We start from the raw sequence: 16,325 nt of genomic DNA on the forward strand, positions 1-16,325 counted from the left end.
ATGCGCCACGGATTGCTGTTCGCCGCCTTGCTGCTGTTCGCCGCGCCGGCTCAGGCCGCACCGCCCCAGGTCGAAACCCACGCCGGGGCAGTGCGGGGCACGGTCGAAGCGGGCGTCGAGGTATTCAAGGGGATCCCCTTTGCCGCGCCGCCGGTGGGCGACTTGCGCTGGCGCCCGCCGCAGCCGGTGACGCCGTGGCAGGGCGTGCGCGACGCGACCCGGCCCGGCCACGATTGCATGCGGCCGGCCGCCGACCCCGCGTTCGCGCCGTCGGAGGACTGCCTCTATCTCAACGTCTGGCGGCCGGCAGGCGCAACGGAGGACAAGTTGCCGGTTCTGGTCTGGATCCACGGCGGCGCCTTCGTCTCCGGATCGAACGTGCCTGCCGAAGCATCGGGAGCGAACTTCGCCCGCGACGGGGTGATCTTCGTCGCGCCGAATTATCGCCTCGGCCGCTTCGGCTTCTTCGCCCATCCGGCGCTGTCCGCCGAGCACTCCGACGAACCCAAGGGCAACTACGGCTATCTCGACCAGATCGCGGCGCTCGAATGGGTGCAGCGCAACATCGCCGCCTTCGGCGGCGACCCCGACAATGTCACCATCATGGGCGCGTCGGCGGGCGGGGAATCGGTGCTGGCACTGATGGCGTCGCCGCTGGCCGAGGGTCTGTTCGACCGGGTCATTGCCCAGTCGGGCGGCGGACGGACGCAACTCCTCGGCGCGCAGTATCTCGCCAAGGATACTGCGGCGCACCCTTCGGCCGAGAAAATCGGGCTGGCCTTCGCCAGCAGCGTCGGAATCGAGGGGCGTGGTCCGGCGGCGCTCGGGAAACTGCGCGCGCTTCCGGCTGAGAAAATTGCCGGCAACCTGACCGCGCTCGGCCTGCTGTTCCTCGGCGAGCGGGAGCGCTTCTCGGGTCCGATGGTCGATGGCCGGATCGTGACCGCGGAGCCCGCGGCCGCGCTGAAGGCGGCACCGCCGCTGCCGATCATTGTCGGTGCCGCCGAAGCCGATCTCGGCCTCAACCGCGCACCGAGCAAGGATGCGGCGTTTGCGGCTTTCGGTCCGCTCGAGGATGCGGCGCGGCTGGCCTACGATCCCGACGGCACGGCGACGCTCGACGCAGTCAACGGCATGATCGGCCGCGACCGCACGATGATCGAACCGGCGCGGCTGGTCGCGCGCACTGTCGCCGCGAACGGTGAACCGGCCTTCCTGTTCCGGTTCTCCTATGTCGCGGAATCGCTGCGCGGCAAGGCGATCAAGGGCGCCGAACATTCGAGCGAGGTCGTCTATGCCTTCGACACGCTGCCCGCGCTGCTCGGCGATGCGGTGACCGCGACCGACGCGGCCGTCGCGGCGACAATGCACAGCTACTGGGTCAACTTTGCCAGGACCGGCACTCCCAATGGCCCGGGTCTGCCCGACTGGCCGGCGGTGACGCCGGAGTCCGACCCGCTGCTCGATTTTCAGGCGGACGGAACCGCGGTTGCCAAGCGCGATCCGTGGCAGGCGCGGCTCGATGTGACCGAGGCGAACGCCGAACGCGGCGATTAGACGGCGATGGGGAGGGGAGCAGCCATGATCGGGAGAAGTCTGGGATCGGCGGCAGCCATGCTGCTCGCGGCCTCGGCGCAGGCCGCACCGGCGCTGATGCCGTTGCCCAAATCGGTGACGATGAACGGCGAGGGGGAACTGGCGGTTGCCGGACCGCTCGAGGCCGATTGGCGCGGGTGCGGCGATCCGGTGCGGCTCGAACGGGCGGCCGTTCGGCTGAACGCCGATATTCTGAGGCAGACCGGGCTGATTCTCGACGCCGACAAGCCGGTGGCGGCCAGCGTGACATGCCGCACGGACGAAAACGCGGTCGATGCCGGAGAGAGCTATCGCCTGACGGTGAACGCGCAGGGCTTCGCCATCGACGCCGGCGGCCCGACCGGAGTGCTGCGCGCCTTTGCCACCCTGCGCCAGCTCGTGGGCCTGTCGCCCGCCGGCATCGCCATCCCCTATCAGACCATCCGCGACGCACCGCGCTTCGCCTGGCGCGGCGTGATGCTCGATCCCGCGCGGCATTTCATTTCGGTCGCTACGCTCAAGCGGCAGATCGACGCGATGGAGCGCCTGAAATTCAACACGCTCCACCTCCACCTTTCCGACGATCAGGGGTTCCGCGTCGAAAGCCGGCTCTATCCGAAGCTCAATGCGGACGGCGATTATTACCGGCAGGAGGAGATACGCGAGATCGTCGCCTATGCGGCCGATCGCGGCATTCGCATCGTCCCGGAGTTCGACGTGCCGGGCCATAGCCGCGCGATCGTGGAAGCCTACCCCGAGATCGGCACAATCTCGGAGACGACGTTTCTTGGCGTGCCCGCCGTGGCGCTGAACCCGGCGTCGGAGGGGACTTACGAATTTCTCGAACGCCTGTTCGGGGAAATGGCGGGGCTCTTTCCCGACCCGCATTTCCATGTTGGCGGCGACGAGGTGAGCGAGACCGTCTGGAACGACGCGGCCGACGTGAAGGCATTGATGGCGAGGGAGAACCTGGCCGATATGAAGGCGGTCGAAGGATACTTCCTGCACCGGGTGTCGAAGATCGTTCGCAAGCTCGGCAAGACCATGATCGGGTGGGAGGAAGTCGCAAAGGCCGGGCTTCCCGGGGACACGATCGTCCAGGCCTGGCAGACCTCGAACGCGATGGCGGACGCCACGGCCAGGGGGCACCGCACCGTCATGTCGGCCGGCTACTATCTCAATCTGCTGATGCCTGCGGACTATCACTACGCCATCGATCCCGCTGCGACATCGGGCGCCGGGCTGACCCCGGAGCATGCCGAGCAGTTGCGCGGACTCAGCCCATTGCTCGCGACCGTCGTTACCGATGCTCTCGTCGACCATCCCCATCCCCCGCTGACTCCCGAGCAGGAGGAACTGCTGATCGGGGCGGAGGCGCCGCTGTGGGGCGAGATCGCCGCCGATGAACTGATCGACCACCATCTCTGGCCCCGCGCGGCCGTGCTTGCCGAGCGCTTCTGGTCGCCGGCGAAAGTTCGCGACGAGAGCGACATGTATCGGCGCCTCGCCATCGTCGCCGAGCAGTTGACGGTCAGCGGCCTCGACGACCAGGCCAATCGGCTGCGGATTGCCACGCGCCTCGCACCGGGCGACGTAGGTCCGGTGGTCGACCTGCTCGCGATCACCGGCCCCGTGCGCAACATGGCCCACGACCATCGCATCAAGGCGATGCTCGCCGGCCGACGCATCGTCCAGCCGCTCAACGCGCTCGCCGATGCGGCGCCGGTGGATAGCCTGCTCGCACGCCGCTTTGCCGATGAAGCCGCGCGCTATGTCGCGGGCGAGCGGGGGCTTGCCGAGACATTGAAGGGACGGCTGACCGCCTGGCGCGACAACGACGCGCGCTACCGCGCGGTCGCGGCCGGCAAGCCGATGCTCGAAGCGGCCTTGCCGACGTCCGCGCTGATCGCCGGTTTGGCCCGGAGCGGCCTGGCCGCGCTCGCCGCGCTCGAGGGAGGGACTCCGCTGAGCGCCGCCGAAACCGAGGAGGCGAAGCGGCTGCTGGCGCAAGTCGCCGCAGAAGAGGCGGCATCCTGGCGTCCGTTCGATTCCTTCATCCGCCCACAACCCGCCGCCGACCTGATCGTGAAGATCGGACCTGGCGTGAGCGCGCTGGTCGAAGCCGCGGCAGCGGCAAAGGATTGAGCGGGCCGGCGGCGCCCGACAGCCGCCGCCGGTCGTTCTATCGGCCGAGGCCGCCGCGTCGGGCGATGTCGCCCAGGAAGCGCGCCGACGGCTTCGGCAGGCGGCGAAATGTCTTCGGTTCGACCGCCACGAGGCCGAACTTGGGGCGATAGCCGGCGACCCATTCCCAGTTGTCGAGAAGGGACCAGTGGATATAGCCGCGCAAGTCGATGCCGTCGGCCAGGCACCGTTCGACTCCGGCAACCGCGCCTTCGATATAGGCGATGCGGCGGCTGTCGTCCTCGGTCGCGACGCCGTTTTCGGTGACGTACAGCGGCCGGTCGGTGCGGCTGGCCGCCAGCCGGATGGCACCCTCGACCGCGCCGGGGGTGAAAGCGTAGCCCATTTGTGTCAGCTCGGTGCCTGGCGGCGGCGGCACGTCGGCCTTCGGACCGACCTCGCCGCCGGTATAGACCTGGACGCCGACGAAATCGCCCGATGCGGCAAGCCACCGGTCGAGCATTTCGGACTGCTTGCGCTTGAGGCCGCTGTCGTCGCCGCCGGCCGCCCTATCGGCCGGGATCGCCAGCGTCAGCCCGATCGGAAAGCGCGCGCCGGCCTTGCGCATCGCAACGACGGCCTGCTCGTGCGCAGCGACGATACCGTCGTACTGCAATTCGCCGGCGAGCATCGGGCTCGACCACGCAGGCGCGTTCTGAGCTGTGCCGGCCGCCTTTTGCGCCGCCTGGATGAAGGGGCGATACTTCTCCGCAACCCCGCTCCAGCGGACGACGGTGGCGAGATTGGGCTCGTTAAAGGTGGCGGCCATATGGATGAGGTCGCCCATCGCGCCGACGACACGGTCGCAATGCGCGGCAAAGGCATCGACGTTGGCGGGATCGGTGAACCCGCCGCTTGCGGCGACCCAGCGCGGCACCGTGAAGTGGCTGAGGGTGACGACCGCCTTCAACCCATGCCGGTGGCAGGATTCGAGAACGCGGCGATAATAGGCGAGGCCTGCGTGCGATATCTGCCCCCGCTCCGGCTCGATCCGCGACCATTCGATACCGAAACGATGTGTGTTGAAGCCGAGCGAGGCCGAGAGCGCTATATCCTCGTCGAACCGATGATAGGTGTCGCAGGCATCACCCGACGGATCGGCGAAGATCGCGGGCTGCACATGCTCCATAACCCACAGGTCGCTGGCTATGTTGCCGCCTTCCGACTGGTAAGCGGAACCGGCCGTTCCCCATAGGAAATCGGTGTTCGAAGCGCTCTTCGGGCGGGTCGCAGCGCCACCGCGCGCTGCGACGAATGCCCCTCCGGCAACGCCCCCGACCAGTCCGATAAAACTCCGCCGCTCCATAACCCCTCCATTTACAGTCATTCCTGACTGTAAATAGCTCGGGCTGTACCTTTCGGCAAGCCTCCTTGCAGGGGCTCGGATGCAAACCGTTGGATTCGGCGCTCGGGTTACCTCCAAGAGCCAGTCGTTTTGCCAACCGAGCGGCCTGATTCTGCAATGATGTTGGGGCGTCCTGCAGGCCGATCAGATATCGAGATTGGCGACGTTGAGCGCGTTGTCCTGAATGAACTCGCGGCGCGGTTCCACGATATCGCCCATCAGACGGGTGAAGATCTCGTCGGTGACGTCGGCGTCCTCGACCTTGACCTGCAGCAGGGCGCGGTTTTCGGGATCGAGCGTGGTTTCCCACAATTGCTCCGCGTTCATTTCGCCCAGGCCCTTGTAACGCTGGACCGACAGGCCCTTGCGCCCGGCGGCCAGCACTCTGTCGAGCAGCTCGGTCGGGCGGGTGATCGCATCGTCCGCCGTGGCGGCGATTTCCACTTCCTCGCCCTCCGCATTCTCGTCGGCCGGTTCGCTTTCGGCACCGATCCGCGCCAGGCGCGCGGGGCTGGCATAGACTTCGGCGTTCTCGCTCGCGAGCCGGTGCAGCTTGCGCGCTTCGGCACTGGCGACAAACGCGGCCTCGATGTCGTGGACGTCGGTCACACCGCGCCATATCCGTTCCAAGCGGATGCCGCCGTCGGCGTGCAGTTCGGCGCTCCATTTCGCTTCCGGATCGGCCCGGCCCAGCCGCTGCGCCGCATTGTCGAGCGCGCGGGCGCGCCCCGCAGCATCGATCGCCGGATCGAGCGCGCCGGAGAGCGCCAGTTGCTCGACGATCACGGCATCGTATTTGCGCGGCACGAACGCGATCAGGTTGCGGATGCGCAGGCCGTGTTCGACGAGCGCGCGCAGGTCCCGCTCGGCGCGCGTGCCGCCCGCCGTTTCCAGTACGCGGTTCTGCAGCCCGGCATCGACCAGATAGCGGTCGAGCGCCCCCTGGTCCTTCAGATAGACTTCGCTGCGCCCCTTGCTCACCTTGTAAAGCGGCGGCTGGGCGATGAAGAGGTGCCCGGCCTTGATGATCTCGGGCATCTGGCGGTGGAAGAACGTGAGCAGCAGGGTGCGGATATGCGCACCGTCGACGTCGGCGTCGGTCATGATCACGATCTTGTGATAGCGCAGCTTTTCGAGGTCGAAATCGTCGCGGATGCCGGTGCCCATCGCCTGGATCAGCGTGCCGACCTCCTTGCTGCCGATGATCCGGTCGAACCGCGCGCGTTCGACGTTGAGGATCTTGCCCTTGAGCGGCAGGATCGCCTGCGTCTTGCGGTCGCGGCCCTGCTTGGCCGAGCCGCCGGCGGAATCGCCCTCGACCAGGAACAGTTCGCTCTTCGCCGGATCGCGTTCCTGGCAGTCGGCCAGCTTGCCGGGCAGGCTGGCAACGCTCATCGCGCCCTTGCGGCTCATCTCGCGCGCCTTGCGCGCCGCCTCGCGCGCGGCGGCGGCGTCGACGATCTTCTGGATGATCGCCTTCGCATCGGCCGGGTTCTCCTCCAGCCACTCGGTCATCTTCTCGCCCATCAGCGATTCGAGCGGCTGGCGCACTTCGGAACTGACCAGCTTGTCCTTGGTCTGCGACCCGAACTTGGGATCGGGCAGCTTGACCGAAACGATCGCGGTCAGGCCTTCGCGCATGTCCTCGCCGGTGAGCGAGACCTTTTCCTTCTTCAGCAGGCCCGAGGCGCCGGCATAGTTGTTCAGCGTCCGGGTCAGCGCGGCGCGGAAGGCGGCGAGGTGCGTGCCGCCGTCGCGCTGGGGGATGTTGTTGGTGAAGCAGAGCACGTTTTCGTAGTACGAATCGTTCCACTCCAGCGCGACGTCGATCCCGATCCCGTCCTTCTCCGCCGAAACCGAGATCGGTTCCGCCACCAGCGCCTGCTTGTTGCGGTCGAGATACTTCACGAACGCGCCGATACCGCCTTCGTAGAACAGGTCGTGCTCCTGCACCTCCTCGTGCCGCCGATCGCGCAGGAGAATGCGCACGCCGGAGTTGAGGAAGGCGAGTTCGCGATAGCGGTGCTCGAGTTTGTCGAAATCGAATTCGGTGACGTTCTTGAACGTGTCCGTCGAGGGCAGGAAAGTCACCCGGGTGCCCTTCTTCAACCCGTTCTCGTCGCCGTTGGCGCTCACCGGCGGGGCATCGCCCACGATCTCGAGCGGCGCGACGGCATCGCCGTGCTCGAACCGCATCCAGTGCTCCTTGCCGTCGCGCCAGACGGTCAGCTCGAGCCATTCGGACAGCGCGTTGACCACCGAGACACCGACTCCGTGAAGGCCGCCGGAAACCTTGTAAGCGTTGTCGTCGCTGGTGTTTTCGAACTTCCCGCCGGCGTGAAGCTGGGTCATGATGACCTCGGCCGCCGACACGCCCTCGCCCTTGTGCAGGTCGACCGGGATGCCGCGGCCGTTGTCCTCGACCGAAACCGATCCGTCGGCATTGAGTTCGATCAGCACGAGATCGCAATGGCCGGCCAGCGCCTCGTCGATCGCGTTGTCGGACACCTCGAACACCATGTGATGCAGGCCGGAGCCGTCGTCGGTATCGCCGATGTACATGCCGGGCCGTTTGCGGACGGCGTCGAGCCCTTTGAGGACCTTGATCGAATCCGCGCCGTAGCCGTTGGTTTTCGCCGCTTCGGGCGGGGTGTTCTCGGGTGTCTCGTCCATGCCGATTATATAGGCCCGCACGCCCCCGATCCCAAGCGAAACGCGCATCCCGCGCCGGGTTTTCCACGGCTTGCCGCAGGCGGGCCGGAACCTCGGCGCGGTTGCGCGCTGGTTCGCCGCCCGAGCGCGGAGCGACGAGGAGACGCAGTGAGCGCTTGCCGGCGGGCTCCGCCGCGCTAGGATCGGCGCCATGAATCAGCGCGACGTACCGGCCCGGATCGGGGCCGAATTCGATTCCTTTTCCGCCATTCTGACGGCCTGGTCGGAGCAGCAGCCCGAGGCGATCGCCCTGCGCGACGAACAGGGCGAACTGACCTGGGGCGAACTGGCCGACCGGGTCGAACGGATCGCCGCGAAGCTGCAGGAGGACGGGCTGGAGCGCGGGCAGGCCGTGGCGATCCTGGGCCCGTCCACCATTGCCTACGCGCTCGTCTTCCTGGCGGCGGTGCGGGCCGGGGGCGTGGCCGCGCCGCTGACGACCAGCGCCAGCCGCGAGCAGCTCGAAGGGATGGCGCGCGACAGCGGGGCGCGGCACCTGTTTGTCGACGGCGAGCGGCTGGACCAGTTGGGCGAGGATTTCCTGCCCGATATGCGGCGGATCGTCCTCGGCGAGATCGACGAATGGATGGCGCCTGCGGGCGAGCGCGCAAGGCCGTTCGATCCCGACCCCGAGGACCCGTTCAACATCATCTATTCGAGCGGCACGACCGGCGTTCCCAAGGGCATCGTCCATTCGCACCGGATGCGCTGGCGGCAGTTCGCCTCGATCGCCGCATCGTATCTCGCCAACGGCGTCGAGCCGCGCGCGCTGGCCTCGACACCGCTCTATTCGAACACCACGATGGCGGCGTTCCTTGCGCCCTTGCTCGCCGGCGGGACGGTGCGGGTCATGGGCAAGTTCACTGCAACCGGCTGGCTGGAATATGCTCAGGCCGATCGTACGACCGTGACGATGCTGGTTCCCGTTCAGTATCAGCGGCTGATGGACGAGCCGCGCTTCGACGATTACGACTTGTCCTCGCTCGCGCTGAAATACTGCACGTCGGCGCCGTTTCCGGTACCGCTCAAGCGCGAGGTTCTGCGCCGGATGCCGGGCGCTCTGGTAGAGATCTACTCGATGACCGAAGGCGGGGTCGTGTGTCTGCTCCCCTGCCACGAATTTCCCGACAAGCTGCATACCGTGGGCCGTCCTGCGCCCGGAAGCGAGCTGAAGGTGCTCGACGACGACGATCGCGAGGTTCCGCCGGGCACGGCCGGCAATCTCGTCGGACGCAGCCCGACGATGATGAGCGGCTACAAGAACCGGCCCGACAAGACGCGGGAAGGATACTGGACCGATCCGGCCACCGGCGCGGTCTGGCAGCGTATGGGCGATATCGGGCGGGTCGATGCCGACGGCTTCGTCGAACTGGTCGGCCGGGCCAAGGACATGATCATTTCCGGCGGCTTCAACATCTATCCCGCCGACCTGGAAGCCGAGTTGGAGCGCGAGCCCGACGTGGCGGAAGCCGCCGTGGTCGGCGTGCCGAGCCGGCGCTGGGGCGAAAGCCCGGTCGGGTTCGTGCGGCTGGGGGACGGGGCACGCCCGGTCGCCGACGTGCTGGCCGCCGTCAATGCCAGGCTGGGGAAGACCCAGCGGCTGGCGGCGCTGCATCTGATCGGGGAAATGCCGCGCAGCCATATCGGCAAGCTGCTCAAGACCGAACTGCGGGAAAAGGCTGAAGCGCTCGGCGGGGTCGAATAGGCTCTGTTCGCAGGAGTGGCGATGGAGACGCGGCCGCTTTGGGGGGGAGGCTTTGGCGGCCGCGTCTCTCTCGCTGTTCTTTCCTCGCGAAGCTCAGGCGATTGCCGCGCCGAGCATGAGGCTGCTGATGGAGGCAGCCGCGAGGAAAGCCAGGAAGTGCGATGCTGTCGTGCGCATGGCATATCTCCTGTTCGAGGAGGCCGGGGGAAGGGGGGAGAGAGGAGAGAGAGGACCTTCCGCCCGGCTCGAGAGGCGAAATAATCTTTCGCCTGCCTTTCCACAAATGAGAAAACTGCCATATTTGTTGCAAAATACGCAACTGAAAGCGCGATGCTCTTCGGTTGCGGTAGCCGTATTCGGGTCAAGCGTGCAAAATATGCAGGTTTCGCGGCAGGTTCCGTGCCCTGGCCGAAACGGCGGCAGACCGCGCGCCGGCGGGCTCGGCCCGGTCGGCCGGGGCGCGGCGGAGCATGTCTCACGCCCCTGCTGGACAGGTGCCGCGCCAAGCCCCTAACGGGACGCATGGACCTGCACCCGAACGATTCCCGTCCCGATTCCATCCTGATCGTCGATTTCGGCAGTCAGGTGACCCAGCTTATCGCCCGCCGCGTGCGCGAGGCGGGGGTCTATTCCGAAATCGCGCCATTCTCGATGGCGGAAGAAGCTTTCGAACGCCTCCGGCCCAAAGGGATCATCCTTTCGGGATCGCCCGCCGGCGTCCCCGACGAGGGCAGCCCGCGCGCGCCGGAAATGCTGTTTACGGCGGGCGTGCCGATCCTCGGCATTTGCTACGGCCAGCAAGTGATGACTCACCAGCTCGGCGGCGAAGTGCGCCCCGGGCATGAGACCGGGGAGGGCGGGGAGTTCGGCCGCGCCTATCTCACCGTCACCAAGGATTGCGCCCTGTTCGACGGCCTGTGGCAAGTGGGCGAACGGCACCAGGTCTGGATGAGCCACGGCGATAAGGTCACCCGCTTCGCCGAAGGGTTCGAAATCGTCGCGATCAGCGACGGCGCGCCGTTTGCGGTGATCGCCGACGAAGATCGCAAGTTCTACGGCACGCAGTTCCATCCCGAAGTCGTCCATACGCCCGATGGCGCGAAGCTGATCGCCAATTTCGTGCGGCATGTCTGCGGGCTGGCGGGCGACTGGACGATGGCCGAATTCCGCAAGACCAAGATCGCCGAGATTCGCGAGCAGGTCGGCGACGGCAAAGTGATCTGCGGCCTTTCGGGCGGGGTCGACAGCGCGGTGGCCGCGGTGCTGATCCACGAGGCGATCGGCGACCAGCTGACCTGTGTGTTCGTCGATCACGGCCTGATGCGGATGAACGAGGCGGAGCAGGTCGTCACGCTGTTCCGCGACCATTACAACATTCCGCTCGTCCATGTGGATGCGGAGGAGATGTTCCTCGCCGGCCTGGCGGGCGAAACCGACCCGGAAAAGAAGCGCAAGTTCATCGGCAAGGCCTTCATCGACTTGTTCGAAGCGGAGGCGAAGACCATCGGCGGGGCCGATTTCCTCGCCCAGGGCACGCTCTATCCCGACGTGATCGAATCGGTCTCTTTCACCGGGGGGCCGAGCGTGACGATCAAGAGCCATCACAACGTCGGCGGCCTGCCTGAACGCATGAACATGAAACTGGTCGAGCCGCTGCGCGAGCTGTTCAAGGACGAAGTCCGCGTGCTCGGCCGCGAACTGGGCCTGCCCGAGGTTTTCGTCGGCCGCCATCCGTTTCCCGGCCCCGGCCTGGCGATCCGCATCCCGGGCGAGGTGACGAAGGAACGGTGCGAGATCCTGCGCAAGGCCGACGCGATCTATCTGGAGGAAATCCGCGCCGCCGGCCTCTACGACGCCATCTGGCAGGCGTTCGCGGTCCTGCTGCCGGTCAAGACTGTCGGTGTGATGGGCGACGGGCGCACATACGACAGCGTCTGCGGCCTGCGCGCGGTGACCAGCACCGACGGGATGACGGCGGACGTCTATCCTTTCGATGCCGCGTTCCTCACCCGCGTGGCGACGCGCATCGTCAACGAAGTGAAGGGTATCAACCGCGTGGTTTACGACTGCACCAGCAAGCCGCCCGGCACGATCGAGTGGGAATGATTCAGGTCCGTCGCCGGCCCGACTGACATTCGAGCTTGCTGTCATTCGGGATCAGGGATTCGACGTGACGGCGACGCTCCTGCCGACGAGCGTGCCGGCGAAAAGCCTGTCACCCACCTGGACAACGTTGGAAGGCGTAAACGCCCCTTCCTCGGCTCTGATCATGTTCTCGATCGCCCATGTTTCGGGATCGATTACCGCAACGAAACCGGTAAGGCTGTCGTTGACGAACCAGCTGCGGGGCAGGCTCATCAGAATGCGGCGAGGTGTCTTGTAAGGCAGTATCCACCGGTTGAGTGCCGGCGCATGATCGTAGAGCGCCAGTAGCAGCCGCCCCTCGTCGTCGTAATCGAGGCCGTCGGGCATGCCTGGCAAATCCGTGATGACATGGTCGACCTCTCCCCGTCGGGGGCCTTCCAACCAGATTCGGGTCACCCGATAGCGTGAGGATTCCCCGACAATGAGCGCGCGCCGGTCGGGCGAAATCACGAGGCTGTTGGGGAAATAGAGACCGTCCGCCACGATGGTCGTTTCCCCGGACGCGGGATCGATGCGGACGATGCGGCCATAAGGGCGGCCCTCCAGAAGATCCGGGAGCGTGTAGCTCGGCTGCACGCCTATCGTTGCGCGGTTATATCGGATGGATGAGTCGCTGACATATATTGTGCCATCGGCTGCGGAAACCACGCCGTTGGGGAGATAGATCGGCTCGCCGTTCACGCTGTCGGCGAGCAGCGTGACGGTTCCGTCCCTGGCAATGCGTTGCACCCCAATCCCGTGATTGGCCACCAGAAGGTTGCCGTGGCTGTCGAAGGAGAGACCGAGCGGCCGCCCGCCCGTGTCGGCGAACGTGCTCCATTCGGTGTCGTCGGGGCCCAATCGCAATATCTTGCCATCGACGACCCCGACGTAGAGCGTGCCGGTGGGGTCGGCGACGATGTCCTCGGGATGCGCTACCGGTGTCGCTACGGGTTCCCATCGCCTGAGCAGAACGGAGTCGTCTTCGGTTGGAGTGGCGGGGAGATGCCGGGTATCGAAGGTGACAGGGTCGAAATCTACTCCGAATGGAAGCATACGGGCGGTAGTGATCACGACTGCACCAACCGCAAGTGCGGCTGATGCTATGAAAAGACGGCGAGTGCGGTGCATTTTTGGTCCCGGTCTTCGGTTGCAGTCGGGGGTATAGACGGAGCGTTTACCGCCCGAGGAAAGGGGAAGTTCGTGACCGGCGCGATATCGTTCGCAAGCGACGTCCACGTGACGCAAAGGCTGCCCCGAAATGCCGTCATGGCGCTCGGCTGTGTGCTGGCGCTGTGTCCGATCCTGTTATGGCAATCGGACCGGTTCTCGATAAACGAGGTGTTGCGGCCGGCGATCAGCCTGACTTTCTGGCTTGCCTTGTCGACGACGGTTGCCGTGCAGGCCGTCATCAGCACGATAGTGATGCAGGCTTTCCTGCCGAACCCCTCGCGCTCGGCTTTCTGGCTTTCCCGACTTGGCAATACGATGCTCAACGTCGCACTCGCAAGTATCGAGAGCATCGGGTTCAAGCATTTCTGGGGCCTGCCGATAGGCGGGCAACACGATTTCGCCGGTATCGCCCTGATTGCGAGCGTTCCCGTAGTGCTGACGTTGCTCGCTGCCGAACGCGGCATCGCGGTGCGGCGGCGCCCGGCGACCGCCGCGGCGCCGGCCTTGCACCGCGCCGGAATGCTGAAGCGTATGCCGCGGGGCGTTGTCGGTCCCGTCGAACTCCTGCGCTCGGAAGATCACTACCTGCACGTCCACACGGCGTCGGGCGCTGGCATGATCAAGTACCGCCTCGGCGACGCTGTCGACGAACTGGGGCCCGAGGCGGGCATGCAGGTGCACAAGTCGTGGTGGGTGAGCTATTCCGCAATATGCGGTATCGAGCGGAGCAGCGGGCGGTTCTGGATCGTGCTGCGCGATGGGCGGCGGGTTCCGGTATCGCGGACCTATCTTGCGGAAGTCCGCGAGCGCTGGCGCGGTGCCGAAGGCGATCCGCCCCATGCAAAAGGCAATTCGGTCTGACACCGGATGGGGTTTCCGGTTACATCGTTGCGGACTGTCGCCGGCCGGGGATGCTTCGCCACTGGTCCGGCATTCGTTTCCGGCAATCACAGTGGACGAAAATTGCGATCACGAAACGGCTTGATCTCAAGTTTGGTTGAAGTTGTATCGATCTGTTCCTCTCCGATGCAATCGAAGGAACGAGGAACATGACGGATACTTTGCGGATAGGACTTGTCTACGGCAGCGCGCGGCCCGGCCGGCTGTGCGACAGCGTCGCCGGCTGGGTGGCCGAAAGGGTCGCGGCGCGCGGCGGAATGGCGGTCGAAACGATCGATCCCGCCGCGGGCCATGACGAGGCCGAACTGATCCGGCGCATCGACCGCGCGGACGGGTTCATCGTGGTCACGCCCGAATACAATCACAGCTTCCCCGCGCCGCTGAAGGCCCTGATCGACGCGGCCAGCAGCGAATGGCATGCCAAGCCGGTCGCTTTCGTCTCTTACGGCGGCATATCCGGCGGCCTGCGCGCGGTCGAACACTTGCGCGGCGTTTTCGCAGAGCTTCACGCCGTGGGGATCCGGGACACGGTCAGCTTCGCCGCGGCGTGGGAGCAGTTCGGCGAGGATGCCCAGCTGCACGATCCGCGCCGGGCCGAGCGGGCGATGGCGACCCTGCTGCTGCGGTTCGACTGGTGGAGCCGGGCTCTGCGCAATGCGCGGATTGCGCAAAGCTATGGAGAAGCGGCATGAGCGAGCGCGACATGAGCGAGCACAGCGTGGATCTCGCCGCCTATTGCGCGCGCATTGGCTATTCCGGGCCGCTCGAACCGACTCTGGCGACCCTTCGCGCGCTGCAGGAACTGCATCCGGCCGCGATCACTTTCGAAGCGATCGACGTCCTGCTGGACCGCGGGGTGGATCTTTCGCCCCGCGCGGTCGACGACAAGCTTATCGTGCGCGGCCGCGGAGGCTATTGCTACGAACAGAACGGGCTTTTCAAGCGCGTGCTGGAAGCCATCGGCTTCGAGGTCGAGGGCCTGATCGCCCGGGTGAACTGGCATGCTCCGCCCGATGCGCCGCTGGCACCGCCGTCGCACATGGCGCTGCGCGTCACGGTCGACGCCGTGCCGTGGCTGGTGGATGTCGGTTTCGGCAGCTGCGTGCCGACCGCGCCGATCCGGCTGGCCTGTCGCGAGCCGCAGAGCACGCGCCACGAGATCTTTCGCCTGACGCCGGCAAGCCACGGGCTGCAACTCGAAGCCTCGATCGCGGGCAAGTGGCAGCCGGTCTATCGCCTGGCCCCTACGCCAATGCTCGATGGCGACTACGAGTTGCACAACTGGTTCACAGCCACCCATCCCGGTTCGCACTTCCGCCACCGGCTGATCGTGACGCGCACGACGCCCGATGCGCGGCACGTGCTCGCCGATGCGCGCCTGACGGTGCGCGGCAGCGACGGGACGGTTCACCGCGAAACGCTCGACGCCGATGCGATCGAGCGCGCGCTGGCGGAGCGGTTCGCCTTGCCGGTCGAAAGCGACTGGCGGCCGATAATCGAACGTGCAGCGGCGGCGAGCGCTTCGGGCTGAAACTTCTGCTTGCCTGCACGCTCGCCCGGATGCCTTGCCAGCATCCGCAAATTGCGACAGTCCGGCCCGGACACGTTGCGCAAAGGGGAGAGGCCAATGAAGACCGCGATCACCGAAATGTTCGGTATCGAGCACCCGATCATCCAGGGCGGTATGCACTATGTCGGGTTTGCCGAAATGGCGGCGGCGGTGTCGAACGCCGGAGGGCTCGGGATCATTACCGGGCTGACGCAGAAGACCCCCGCCGACCTCGCCAACGAGATCGCGCGCTGCCGCGACATGACCGACAAGCCGTTCGGCGTGAACCTTACTTTTCTGCCCACGGTGAACGCGCCCGACTATCCCGGCTATATCCGCGCGATCGTCGAAGGCGGGGTGAAAGTGGTGGAAACCGCCGGCAACAATCCCCAGGCCGTGCTCCCGCATCTCAAGGACGCGGGGATCAAGGTGATCCACAAATGCACCAGCGTGCGCCATGCGCTGAAGGCGCAGTCGATCGGGTGCGACGCGGTCTCGGTCGACGGGTTCGAATGCGGCGGCCATCCGGGCGAGGACGACGTGCCGAACTTCATCCTCCTGCCGCGCGCGGCGGACGAGCTGGAGATACCGTTCGTGTCCAGCGGCGGCATGGCCGACGGGCGCAGCCTGGTCGCCAGCCTCGCGTTCGGCGCGGCGGGCATGAACATGGGCACGCGCTTCATTGCAACGAAGGAAGCGCCGGTTCACGACAACGTCAAACAGGCGATCCTGGCCGCCAGCGAGCTCGATACGCGGCTGGTGATGCGTCCGCTGCGCAATACCGAACGGGTGCTGACGAACGACGCGGTCGAGCGGCTGCTGGAGAAGGAACGCGCGCTGGGCGCCGATCTGAAGTTCGAAGACATTATCGAGGAAGTCGCCGGGGTCTACCCCTCGATCATGCGCGAAGGGGAAATGGACCGCGGAGCGTGGAGTTGCGGGATGGTCGCGGGCCTCGTCTACGATATCCCGACGTGCCGGGAACTGATCAAGCGCATCATGAAGCAGGCGAACGAGATCGTCGACCGGATCGACGGCCTGCGCCGGGCCTGAATGGC

At 66.2% G+C, this 16,325-nt stretch carries 11 protein-coding genes; 8 read left to right on the plus strand and 3 right to left on the minus strand.

Features of this window, described 5'->3' with window-relative positions:
- Together V5F89_RS04585 and V5F89_RS04590 are read left to right on the plus strand one after the other, a co-directional pair.
- Positions 1-1,557, plus strand: a complete 1,557-nt coding sequence (locus tag V5F89_RS04585; protein WP_338447070.1) for a carboxylesterase/lipase family protein — start codon at positions 1-3, stop codon at positions 1,555-1,557.
- Positions 1,558-1,581: 24 nt separating this feature from the next.
- Complete coding sequence (locus V5F89_RS04590; protein ID WP_338447071.1) at positions 1,582-3,720, plus strand: beta-N-acetylhexosaminidase; 2,139 nt, start codon at positions 1,582-1,584, stop codon at positions 3,718-3,720.
- Positions 3,721-3,757: 37 nt separating this feature from the next.
- Here V5F89_RS04590 and V5F89_RS04595 read toward each other — a convergent pair whose 3' ends face one another.
- Both V5F89_RS04595 and gyrB read right to left on the minus strand, forming a co-directional pair.
- A complete protein-coding gene (locus V5F89_RS04595; RefSeq protein WP_338447072.1) occupies positions 3,758-5,065 on the minus strand; it encodes a glycoside hydrolase family 1 protein in 1,308 nt (435 codons plus the stop codon).
- Positions 5,066-5,248: 183 nt separating this feature from the next.
- Positions 5,249-7,777, minus strand: a complete 2,529-nt coding sequence (gene gyrB / locus V5F89_RS04600; RefSeq protein ID WP_338447073.1) for a DNA topoisomerase (ATP-hydrolyzing) subunit B — start codon at positions 7,775-7,777, stop codon at positions 5,249-5,251.
- 190 nt (positions 7,778-7,967) lie between these two features.
- On the opposite strand from gyrB, the gene V5F89_RS04605 reads away from it, so the two are divergent.
- The gene (locus V5F89_RS04605) at positions 7,968-9,521 is read left to right on the plus strand and encodes a class I adenylate-forming enzyme family protein (protein ID WP_338447074.1); all 1,554 of its coding nucleotides are present in this window, start codon (positions 7,968-7,970) and stop codon (positions 9,519-9,521) included.
- 522 nt (positions 9,522-10,043) lie between these two features.
- The gene (guaA, locus tag V5F89_RS04610) at positions 10,044-11,627 is read left to right on the plus strand and encodes a glutamine-hydrolyzing GMP synthase (RefSeq protein ID WP_338447075.1); all 1,584 of its coding nucleotides are present in this window, start codon (positions 10,044-10,046) and stop codon (positions 11,625-11,627) included.
- Between the two features lie 51 nt (positions 11,628-11,678).
- On the opposite strand, the gene V5F89_RS04615 is transcribed toward guaA, so the two are convergent.
- A complete protein-coding gene (locus tag V5F89_RS04615; RefSeq protein WP_338447076.1) occupies positions 11,679-12,719 on the minus strand; it encodes an SMP-30/gluconolactonase/LRE family protein in 1,041 nt (346 codons plus the stop codon).
- Positions 12,720-12,848: 129 nt separating this feature from the next.
- Between V5F89_RS04615 and V5F89_RS04620 the strand changes: the two genes are divergently transcribed.
- The 4 genes from V5F89_RS04620 (at position 12,849) to V5F89_RS04635 (ending at position 16,320) form a co-directional block, all read left to right on the plus strand.
- Entirely contained in the window at positions 12,849-13,679 is an 831-nt protein-coding gene (locus V5F89_RS04620; RefSeq protein ID WP_338447077.1) for a LytTR family DNA-binding domain-containing protein, read from the plus strand.
- 188 nt (positions 13,680-13,867) lie between these two features.
- Positions 13,868-14,410, plus strand: coding sequence for an NAD(P)H-dependent oxidoreductase (locus V5F89_RS04625; RefSeq protein WP_338447078.1), 543 nt, complete (start codon positions 13,868-13,870; stop codon positions 14,408-14,410).
- On the plus strand, positions 14,407-15,249 hold the full coding sequence (locus V5F89_RS04630) for an arylamine N-acetyltransferase (protein WP_338447079.1): 843 nt from the start codon (positions 14,407-14,409) through the stop codon (positions 15,247-15,249). The genes V5F89_RS04625 and V5F89_RS04630 overlap by 4 nt, the downstream gene beginning before the upstream one ends.
- A gap of 96 nt (positions 15,250-15,345) precedes the next feature.
- Entirely contained in the window at positions 15,346-16,320 is a 975-nt protein-coding gene (locus tag V5F89_RS04635; protein WP_338447080.1) for a nitronate monooxygenase family protein, read from the plus strand.
- Positions 16,321-16,325 lie beyond the last annotated feature (5 nt).

Source organism: Pelagerythrobacter marensis (genome assembly GCF_036700095.1).
Classification (GTDB): Bacteria; Pseudomonadota; Alphaproteobacteria; order Sphingomonadales; family Sphingomonadaceae; genus Pelagerythrobacter; species Pelagerythrobacter marensis_A.

Bases quoted from the DNA above. Each gene is read 5' to 3' on its own strand.
- V5F89_RS04625 (WP_338447078.1), top strand. From the start codon at position 13,868: ATGACGGATACTTTGCGGATAGGACTTGTCTACGGCAGCGCGCGGCCC.
- V5F89_RS04595 (WP_338447072.1), bottom strand. From the start codon at position 5,065: ATGGAGCGGCGGAGTTTTATCGGACTGGTCGGGGGCGTTGCCGGAGGG.
- gyrB (WP_338447073.1), bottom strand. From the start codon at position 7,777: ATGGACGAGACACCCGAGAACACCCCGCCCGAAGCGGCGAAAACCAAC.
- V5F89_RS04605 (WP_338447074.1), top strand. From the start codon at position 7,968: ATGAATCAGCGCGACGTACCGGCCCGGATCGGGGCCGAATTCGATTCC.
- V5F89_RS04590 (WP_338447071.1), top strand. From the start codon at position 1,582: ATGATCGGGAGAAGTCTGGGATCGGCGGCAGCCATGCTGCTCGCGGCC.
- guaA (WP_338447075.1), top strand. From the start codon at position 10,044: ATGGACCTGCACCCGAACGATTCCCGTCCCGATTCCATCCTGATCGTC.
- V5F89_RS04585 (WP_338447070.1), top strand. From the start codon at position 1: ATGCGCCACGGATTGCTGTTCGCCGCCTTGCTGCTGTTCGCCGCGCCG.
- V5F89_RS04635 (WP_338447080.1), top strand. From the start codon at position 15,346: ATGAAGACCGCGATCACCGAAATGTTCGGTATCGAGCACCCGATCATC.
- V5F89_RS04630 (WP_338447079.1), top strand. From the start codon at position 14,407: ATGAGCGAGCGCGACATGAGCGAGCACAGCGTGGATCTCGCCGCCTAT.